This is a genomic window from Parapedobacter deserti, assembly GCF_042646065.1.
In the GTDB taxonomy this organism is placed as follows: Bacteria; Bacteroidota; Bacteroidia; order Sphingobacteriales; family Sphingobacteriaceae; genus Parapedobacter; species Parapedobacter deserti.
The window spans coordinates 224,024-231,162 of sequence record NZ_JBHRTA010000004.1 but is presented as its reverse complement, the minus strand read 5'-3'; the positions used below and the strand labels follow the sequence as shown (position 1 = coordinate 231,162).

Annotated in this window: 11 protein-coding genes; 4 read left to right on the top strand and 7 right to left on the bottom strand. The window is 52.4% G+C overall.

The annotated features are described in order from the left end of the window. Positions 1-148 precede the first annotated feature (148 nt). Positions 149-481 carry a helix-turn-helix domain-containing protein gene (locus ACFOET_RS01755; RefSeq protein WP_379018937.1) on the bottom strand — a complete coding sequence of 111 codons (333 nt, stop codon included), beginning with the start codon at positions 479-481 and terminating at the stop codon, positions 149-151. Between the two features lie 99 nt (positions 482-580). Here ACFOET_RS01755 and ACFOET_RS01750 point away from each other — a divergent pair, with 99 nt between their 5' ends. Both ACFOET_RS01750 and ACFOET_RS01745 read left to right on the top strand, forming a co-directional pair. Next, positions 581-904 (top strand): SymE family type I addiction module toxin, encoded by a 324-nt coding sequence (locus ACFOET_RS01750; RefSeq protein ID WP_379018935.1) that lies wholly within the window; start codon positions 581-583, stop codon positions 902-904. After that, positions 901-1,182, top strand: a complete 282-nt coding sequence (locus tag ACFOET_RS01745) for a CHC2 zinc finger domain-containing protein (RefSeq protein ID WP_379018933.1) — start codon at positions 901-903, stop codon at positions 1,180-1,182. The genes ACFOET_RS01750 and ACFOET_RS01745 overlap by 4 nt, the downstream gene beginning before the upstream one ends. Positions 1,183-1,284: 102 nt before the next feature. Here ACFOET_RS01745 and ACFOET_RS01740 read toward each other — a convergent pair whose 3' ends face one another. The 6 genes from ACFOET_RS01740 to ACFOET_RS01715 all read right to left on the bottom strand — a co-directional run bounded on the left by ACFOET_RS01740 (position 1,285) and on the right by ACFOET_RS01715 (position 5,912). Next, the gene (locus tag ACFOET_RS01740; protein WP_379018931.1) at positions 1,285-1,860 is read right to left on the bottom strand and encodes a hypothetical protein; all 576 of its coding nucleotides are present in this window, start codon (positions 1,858-1,860) and stop codon (positions 1,285-1,287) included. Between the two features lie 102 nt (positions 1,861-1,962). Further along, a complete protein-coding gene (locus ACFOET_RS01735) occupies positions 1,963-2,676 on the bottom strand; it encodes an ATP-binding cassette domain-containing protein (protein ID WP_379018929.1) in 714 nt (237 codons plus the stop codon). A 7-nt stretch (positions 2,677-2,683) separates the two neighbouring features. After that, the gene (locus ACFOET_RS01730; RefSeq protein ID WP_379018927.1) at positions 2,684-3,628 is read right to left on the bottom strand and encodes a glycerophosphodiester phosphodiesterase family protein; all 945 of its coding nucleotides are present in this window, start codon (positions 3,626-3,628) and stop codon (positions 2,684-2,686) included. A gap of 59 nt (positions 3,629-3,687) precedes the next feature. Continuing rightward, on the bottom strand, positions 3,688-4,203 hold the full coding sequence (locus ACFOET_RS01725; RefSeq protein WP_379018925.1) for a shikimate kinase: 516 nt from the start codon (positions 4,201-4,203) through the stop codon (positions 3,688-3,690). 4 nt (positions 4,204-4,207) lie between these two features. Continuing rightward, the gene (locus ACFOET_RS01720) at positions 4,208-5,371 is read right to left on the bottom strand and encodes a BT_3928 family protein (RefSeq protein WP_379018923.1); all 1,164 of its coding nucleotides are present in this window, start codon (positions 5,369-5,371) and stop codon (positions 4,208-4,210) included. Next, positions 5,364-5,912, bottom strand: coding sequence for a DUF1599 domain-containing protein (locus ACFOET_RS01715; protein WP_379018921.1), 549 nt, complete (start codon positions 5,910-5,912; stop codon positions 5,364-5,366). The genes ACFOET_RS01720 and ACFOET_RS01715 overlap by 8 nt, the downstream gene beginning before the upstream one ends. Before the next feature lie 71 nt (positions 5,913-5,983). Between ACFOET_RS01715 and ACFOET_RS01710 the strand changes: the two genes are divergently transcribed. Together ACFOET_RS01710 and ACFOET_RS01705 are read left to right on the top strand one after the other, a co-directional pair. Then, positions 5,984-6,778 (top strand): HipA family kinase, encoded by a 795-nt coding sequence (locus ACFOET_RS01710; protein WP_379018919.1) that lies wholly within the window; start codon positions 5,984-5,986, stop codon positions 6,776-6,778. After that, positions 6,756-7,139, top strand: a complete 384-nt coding sequence (locus ACFOET_RS01705) for a DUF3037 domain-containing protein (protein ID WP_379018917.1) — start codon at positions 6,756-6,758, stop codon at positions 7,137-7,139. The genes ACFOET_RS01710 and ACFOET_RS01705 overlap by 23 nt, the downstream gene beginning before the upstream one ends.

Below are 7,139 nucleotides of genomic sequence, written 5' to 3'. Positions count from 1 at the left end.
GTTTCCCGGGAGAATGGTGTTAGATTTGCCTTGAGCAGCAGGGGTTGAGCATCGGCCCCGCGGGGCCGATGCTCAACCCCTGACACAGTTTGTTTTACACTCCCCCCGATTTTGAATAAGAGCAAAGCCCGGCCAGTCCGGGCTTTTGTTATTTAGCGTATGCCTGTTTATTTTTAAAATCCCTGATGAGTGCATCGAGGGTCACGAAAATATATTCCTTGTCCTTATCGGAGAGCTTGGTCACTTCCTGCACCCTGTCGAGTGTGGCCTTGTCGAGTTCTATATCAGAATTGCCCGTTAGATAATCCAAAGAGACTTCGAGTGCCTGTGCGACCTTTACGGCCATCTCGATTGTCGGGCGTACCTCGTTGCGCTCGTACCTTCCGTAGGCATCCCCGTTGATACCTATCTTCTTTCCCACATCCGCCTGGGAAAGGCCTTTCCTTTTTCTTACCTGTGTCAAACGTTCACCAAAAGTCATTTTTGTAGGATTTAATACAGCAAAAGCTGTGTTTTTACAAAGATAGGAACAAAAAATGTAGGATAAAAATCAAGAATGTTTGTTTAAGTCATACACCTTGTGGTTTTACGGCAAGTTTGTAGGATTTTAAAATTTTTACTTCTGGCAAAGAAAAATAACAAACAGGTCAAGGTACAGGCGAAGTACCGCCCCAGTCAGAGCCGTTGTGTCGGGGCTACCGGCAAGGATGTGCCGTGGCTCAACCTGAGCGGGGTATGGCTGTCGGAAGCAGGCTTTAATATCGGAGATACGGTGCGGGTGGTATGGCGTTCGGGGCTGTTGCTGATAGAACGCATTGAGTTCAGCGAAGAAGAAAAGGAGCAGGTAGAATATAAAGCCGCTCTGCAGGAAGTAAAGCAGACCCTTAAAAAGCTTGCCCAATGACCATACCCGATATTAAGGCGCAGCTAAGCATTGTAACGGTACTGGAGCATTACGGCATCCGTATGAACCGTAACCGAATGGTATGCTGTCCCTTCCACGATGACAAAAATCCGAGTATGCAGGTGTACCCGGACACGAATACGGTGTTTTGCTTTAGCGGTAACTGCTCAAAGAACGGTAAAGCAATGGATTGTCTTGCCTCTTGCCATACCCTAAAGATTCAAACCAAGCCGTTGATATACAACAAAGTAAAAACAAAAACTTCTAACAGGATATAAGAGATATTGTGGAAAACGCCGGAATACCAAACTTGCAGAAACAAAAAGGCTGCCTCAAAAATTACTTTTGAGACAGCCTCTTGTCTAACTTGTATGCAGCGATTAACGCTGTCCGGGAAGGTAGATCTGGAAGCCTAAGGCTGCGCCCAGTCCGCTTTGTCCTGTTGCTCCGGAAACGGTGGCTTTGCTGTAGTTGTATCCTGCCGTAACTTCAAGTGCTACACTGTTGGTGATGAAATGTGCATAGCCGACGTTTGCACCCAACGCAAGTGATGCACCTGAACCGGGGGAACTGCCTGAAATGCCTACATCACCCTGTGCGAAGAAGCGACCGGTTGAGCTTGCCCCTTCAGGGAAATAATAGCGAACAAATGGCGCTACGCCGTATCCCCATATATTATCGTTGTCAGGTACGGTGGCCAATGAACCGATCACTGACAAACCGATAGCGACACCATCCGAAATAAAATAACCGGCGCGGGGATTCAAGCTAATATTAAAGTTTTCGCCTTCAAAGCTATAGCCTAAGCTGCCTAAACTACCGCCAACAATCCAATTGCCCTGCTGGATGGGCGTTACACCCACGTTGGCCGACGTCTGTGGCTTGTTGACTTGCTGGGCATTCACCGCGAATGCTCCCGCTAAAAACAATGCTGAGAATAGAAATACACGTTTCATGGTCTTCTGTTTAAAGTTTAATTATTAAATTGATATCGTTTTAACTATATGCAAGTAAACACAAAACGTGCCATATTGTTTATCAGGGTAGGGGCAAAGTGATTATTTGTTGACGGTCAGACGAATAAAAAGTGCCTCCAGACCTTTATCCGGATACCTTGAGCCGAGTTCGGCAAAGGGGAAGGCGGCAATGATCTTACCTTGGTGAATGATGACCACGTCATCACAGATGGCTTCAACTTCCTGCATGATATGGGTGGAGAGCAGGACGGTTTTTTGCCGGCCGAGCTGCTTGATGAGCGACCGCATGTCCTGTAGCTGATTAGGGTCGAGGCCTGATGTGGGCTCGTCCAGTATCAAGACGTCGGGGTCGTGCAGGATGGCCTGTGCCAGGCCCACGCGCTGGCGGTAGCCTTTGGACAGTTGGTTGATTTTGCGGTGCTGCATCGGTGCAAGACCGGTCATGTCGATGACATCGGCGATACGTGCTTGCCTGTTTGGTATGCGGTGTATATCAGCCAGAAAGGCAAGGGCTTCGCGCACGTAAAGACCGGCGTAAAGCGGGTTGTTTTCAGGGAGATAGCCCAGGTGCCGGCGCATCGCGGGGCCGCCATGCTGGATCTGTACACCGCATAGGGATGCTGCTCCGGAGGTAGGCGGTATGCTGCCGGAAAGGATCTTCATCGTGGTAGACTTGCCCGCACCGTTCGGGCCCAGAAACCCGAGAACCCGGCCGGGCCGGGCGGTGAACGAGATGCCGTTGAGCGCGGGCTGTGCGCCGTATGACTTATAAAGCTGGTTTACTTCGATCGACATACAGGGATTATTTCGTAAAAGGGGATGTCAGCTTGTGTCTGTTGCGGTACGCGTTTAGCGCTTTGCCAGCCTCTATCGGCCTGTCCGTGGAAAGGATGTCTGCCCCGCGTTCGACCAGGCCAACGTAAACAGTGTCGCCGCGTGTGGCTGCTTGTTTATCGAGGTTGCCCATGGTGCCCAGTATGCATAGTATGCCGTGTCCATGAAGCCGGTCGTATAGCTGCGGGGAGGCTTCGCTTGTACCCACAAAAGCAACAAGCCTGTTGTCAGGAACATTGCGGTCGCCAAGCCGGAGCAGGTCGTCGGTCGAGCGGATGGATGCTGAGATCATGATATTGGGGGCCAACTGGTGCACCGCCGCCGCCTCATCGGCGCTGTAGGTGATCACCACGCTGTAGGCCGCGGCGTTGTTGCGGCGTATCGCTTCAATCACCGCAGCGTAGGGAACACCCCGCTTGACGTCGATGGTGAAAACCACTTTTCCCTTACCCCATTTCAATGCCTCATCAAGCGTAGGTATGCGGTAATTGGTTGCCTTGCCCTCCGGGTCTTTCAGCCGCATTTTCCGCAACGCGGCGAAATCGGTTTCATGGATTTTTCCTGAGCCGGTGGTGGTGCGGTCGAGCGTTTCGTCATGCATCAGCACCAGCACCGAGTCTTTGCTCATGCGGACATCACATTCAATGATGAGGGGCTGGTACCGGAAGCTGTTTTCGAAGGTTTCAATAGCATTTTCGGGAAACCCGGGCATGGGACCGCCGCGGTGTGCGCTGATCAGGGGATAGCGCTTTTCATCATAGGTAAGAAAACGATACAAGTCTTTTACCGTGGAAAGCTGGATATGGTTGGGTGAATACCGGAAATCCGCACCTCCGATATTGGAGTGCAGGCATGAGCCGAAAAAAATAGAAACAAAGGCAACAGTGAAAAAAACCGTAAATCGTTGATTCATAAAAAAGAATTTAACCAACAGGCAAACTTGGCATAAAGATAACGATTTCTCGGCAAAGATCAACCGATCAGGCGTATCAGATCGGCTAATTGAAGGGATAGCTGGTTGACCTGGTGGGTCGCCTGCTCGTAATAGGGGGTGCGTTCTTCCAGCTTGGTGGTGATGTAGGCCAGCAATTCGTCGCCGGATAGACCGCGAAGTGCCGGTCGTGCCGCAATGTCGGTCTGCATAAGCCGGTCCCACAACGCTTTGGGCGGCAGGTAAAGATAAACCGTGGTGCCGGTTTGGTTCATCCAGGCCATGTTGTCGAAATAACAGGGGGTGCCGCCTCCGGTGGAAACGATAGCATGACGGTCTAAGGACAGGCTTTTCAGTTTGTCGCGCTCCAGTTCCCTAAAGGCAGCTTCGCCGTGGAGCGCAAAATAATCGGTAATGGCCATCCCGGTAGCGCTGACGATCTCATCGTCGAGGTCGATGAAAGGGCGTTTAGTCTTCGCAGCCAGCTTGCGCCCCCAGGTGGTCTTGCCGCTGCCCATGAAGCCGACCAGGAATACGGGCTTGCTGTTGTCACTCATCTTATTAATCCTTGCCGAAATACTGCTTGTCCAGCGTATCGAAGTCGGGAAGTGTGTTGTAATGCCACTTGTCGACGACGGTGCCGTTTTGCATTAACAAGACACCTGGATTGGCCCGTACCATGCTTTTGAGTGGCACGGCATCGGCATAGAACACTTCCGTCAGCAGGTCGAGCCTGGAGCTGATGCGGTCGGCTTCCGCTGCGCTGCTCGACGTCAGTAACACGGATCGGATGTTGTATGCTTCTGCTGCATGCTTCGCAAGTGCGTTGATTTTGCTGAGCGCATCGAGATTGGACTTTTCCAGATCCCACGCAACCACAATCAGGTTATAGTACGGGTTTTCGATGAGCTGCTGGGTGAAGTCTTCCCCATTGGCATCGGTGATCATGAGATCCGGGATGGGTACCTGATAGCCTTTTTTTACCAATTTGCTTTCGGGATCCCCGATGATTTCCCAGTTTTCGTCTTTCCACAGTTCATCGGCAAGGTACACCTTGTCGGATACTTTTTTCTCTTCTCCCGAGGTCTTGTGTTTGAGGGTATAGATTACATCGTACTGATCCCCGACCTCGCCTTCGGGCAATGCCATCAGGGACGGGAGGTGGTTGCCTTTTTTATAGGGCAGGAAATCAATGAACGGCAGGAAATTGACCGTGTATATGCCGATGCCCAGTGACACGACAACGAGTGCCGCGGTAATGATGGACCGGGTGTAGGCATCGTGGATGAGCGGGGCGATGTATTTCCGATTGACAAAAATGACCAGGATAAATGCCAGTAAGATCAGGTCTTTGATAAATGACTGCCATGGCGTGAGCGGGATGGCATCGCCGAAACAACCACAGGACGTTACCACCTCGAAAAACGCGGAATAGAACGTCAGGAAGGTGAAAAACAGAATCAACAGGAGCAGACCCCAGGCCACTGTGCGCGCCCAAAAGCCCAGCAGGAGAAGGGCGCCGAGCAGGATCTCAAGCCCACAGACGACCACGGCAATGGTTACCGAGTGGTCGTTGAGAAAATGGGTGCCAAAGACGTGAAAATATTCTTCCAGCTTATACCCAAATCCGGTGGGGTCGTTGGCCTTGATGAGTCCGGAGAAGATAAAAAGTAGCCCGGTGAATACCCGGCAAAACCATAGTATGTAGTGGCGTGCGCTATTCATAGTGGTCGGCGATTCCAAGTTTAATCAATGCAAAAACGGCGTAGTTGAGCATGTCCTGATAGTTGGCCTTTACCCCCTCGGACACAAGGGTTTGTCCGGCATTGTCCTCAATCTGCTTGACGCGGAAGATCTTCATCAGGATCAAATCGGTGAGCGATGTAAGCCGCATATCCCGCCAAGCTTCGCCGTAGTCGTGATTTTTTGCGAACATCAATTCCTTGGTTTCCCGGACGGCCTGGTCGTATTTTTGGCTCACGGTTTCTACTGGAAGATCTTCATTGCCGTCCTCACCGAGTTCCAGTTGTATGATAGCAATGACGCAGTAGTTGACAATACCGATATACTCTTCGGTGATCCCTTCGCCGACCATGGATATCTTGGTGTCTTCCAGCGTGCGGACGCGCTGGGCTTTGATAAAAAGCTGGTCGGTAATGGAGGAGAGCCGCATGATGCGCCAAGCGGTCCCGTAATCGGCGGTTTTTTTAATGAATAGTTGTTGACAATGTCTGATAACATTGTCGTATTGTTTTGAGGTATCCATGTCGGAGCAAAGATAAATAATTAGTTGGGGAAACAACTGCAACTTGCAAGTGCGCGCGATGTTATCTATGTTTGGGCGTGGATAATTCGACGATACGAACGGTGCAGGTGACCCGATACGTGACACCGTTGCGGGAAGGCGGGTCGCTGCCGGCAATTGCGGAGGCCGATGACGGCTTCCTGTATGCACTTAAATTTCGGGGGGCAGGCCAGGGGGCAAAGGCGCTGATCGCCGAGCTGCTGGGCGGCGAGCTGGCGCGTGCCCTGGGTTTCCGGATTCCGGAAATCGTATTTGCCCAACTCGATGAAGCGTTTGGCCGCACCGAGCCGGATGAGGAAATACAGGATTTGCTGCGGGCGAGCACGGGGCTCAACCTCGCCCTGCATTACCTGTCGGGTGCGCTGACGTTTGACCCGGTGGTGACCCGGCTGGATGCGTCGCTGGCCTCGCGCATCGTGTGGCTGGATTGCCTGCTGACCAATGTAGACCGGACAGCGAGAAACACGAATATGCTGATGTGGCATAAGGAGCTATGGCTTATCGACCACGGGGCGTGCCTGTATTTTCATCATTCCTGGGACAACTGGCAGGAGCAGGCGGCCAAGCCTTTCCCGCAGGTGAAAGACCATGTGCTGTTGCCGTGGGCAGCTGAACTGGCAGACGCTGACGCCGAACTGGGGCCGAAGCTGACGCCTGCTGTCATCCGGCAGATTGTACAGCTTGTGCCGGACGAATGGCTGGCGGGCCAGCAGGGAGTAACTCCTGAAGATGCGCGGGAGGTGTATGCCCAATTCCTTGAAATGCGGGTAGCTGCATCGGGTAGTTTTGTTAACGGAGCGCAAGATGCAAGGAAAAGAATTGTTTGAGTACGCGGTGATCCGCCTGGTGCCCAGGGTAGAGCGGGAGGAGTTTCTCAACATCGGTGTGGTGTTGTATTGCCGCGGGCAACGGTTCTTGTCCATGCGCTACGAACTGGATATGGCGAGGATGCAGGCTTTTGGGGCTGTATGTGATCTGGATGAACTGGAAGCATACCTCCAGGCGTTCGAAGCAATCTGTAAGGGAACAGCGGGCGGTGGGCCCATCGCCCTGCTGCCGATAGCGGAGCGCTTCCGGTGGCTGACCGCCAAACGGAGCGCCGTGATTCAGACCTCACCTGTACACCCGGGGCTGTGCGGAGATGCCGCTGAAGCGCTTCAGCGGCTATATGACGAGCTGGTAGCCTGA

What these genes read in the sequence shown, in the direction of transcription:
- ACFOET_RS01755 (WP_379018937.1), bottom strand. Translation starts at nt 481, where the DNA reads ATGACTTTTGGTGAACGTTTGACACAGGTAAGAAAAAGGAAAGGCCTT.
- ACFOET_RS01745 (WP_379018933.1), top strand. Translation starts at nt 901, where the DNA reads ATGACCATACCCGATATTAAGGCGCAGCTAAGCATTGTAACGGTACTG.
- ACFOET_RS01740 (WP_379018931.1), bottom strand. Translation starts at nt 1,860, where the DNA reads ATGAAACGTGTATTTCTATTCTCAGCATTGTTTTTAGCGGGAGCATTC.
- ACFOET_RS01735 (WP_379018929.1), bottom strand. Translation starts at nt 2,676, where the DNA reads ATGTCGATCGAAGTAAACCAGCTTTATAAGTCATACGGCGCACAGCCC.
- ACFOET_RS01730 (WP_379018927.1), bottom strand. Translation starts at nt 3,628, where the DNA reads ATGAATCAACGATTTACGGTTTTTTTCACTGTTGCCTTTGTTTCTATT.
- ACFOET_RS01725 (WP_379018925.1), bottom strand. Translation starts at nt 4,203, where the DNA reads ATGAGTGACAACAGCAAGCCCGTATTCCTGGTCGGCTTCATGGGCAGC.
- ACFOET_RS01720 (WP_379018923.1), bottom strand. Translation starts at nt 5,371, where the DNA reads ATGAATAGCGCACGCCACTACATACTATGGTTTTGCCGGGTATTCACC.
- ACFOET_RS01715 (WP_379018921.1), bottom strand. Translation starts at nt 5,912, where the DNA reads ATGGATACCTCAAAACAATACGACAATGTTATCAGACATTGTCAACAA.
- ACFOET_RS01705 (WP_379018917.1), top strand. Translation starts at nt 6,756, where the DNA reads ATGCAAGGAAAAGAATTGTTTGAGTACGCGGTGATCCGCCTGGTGCCC.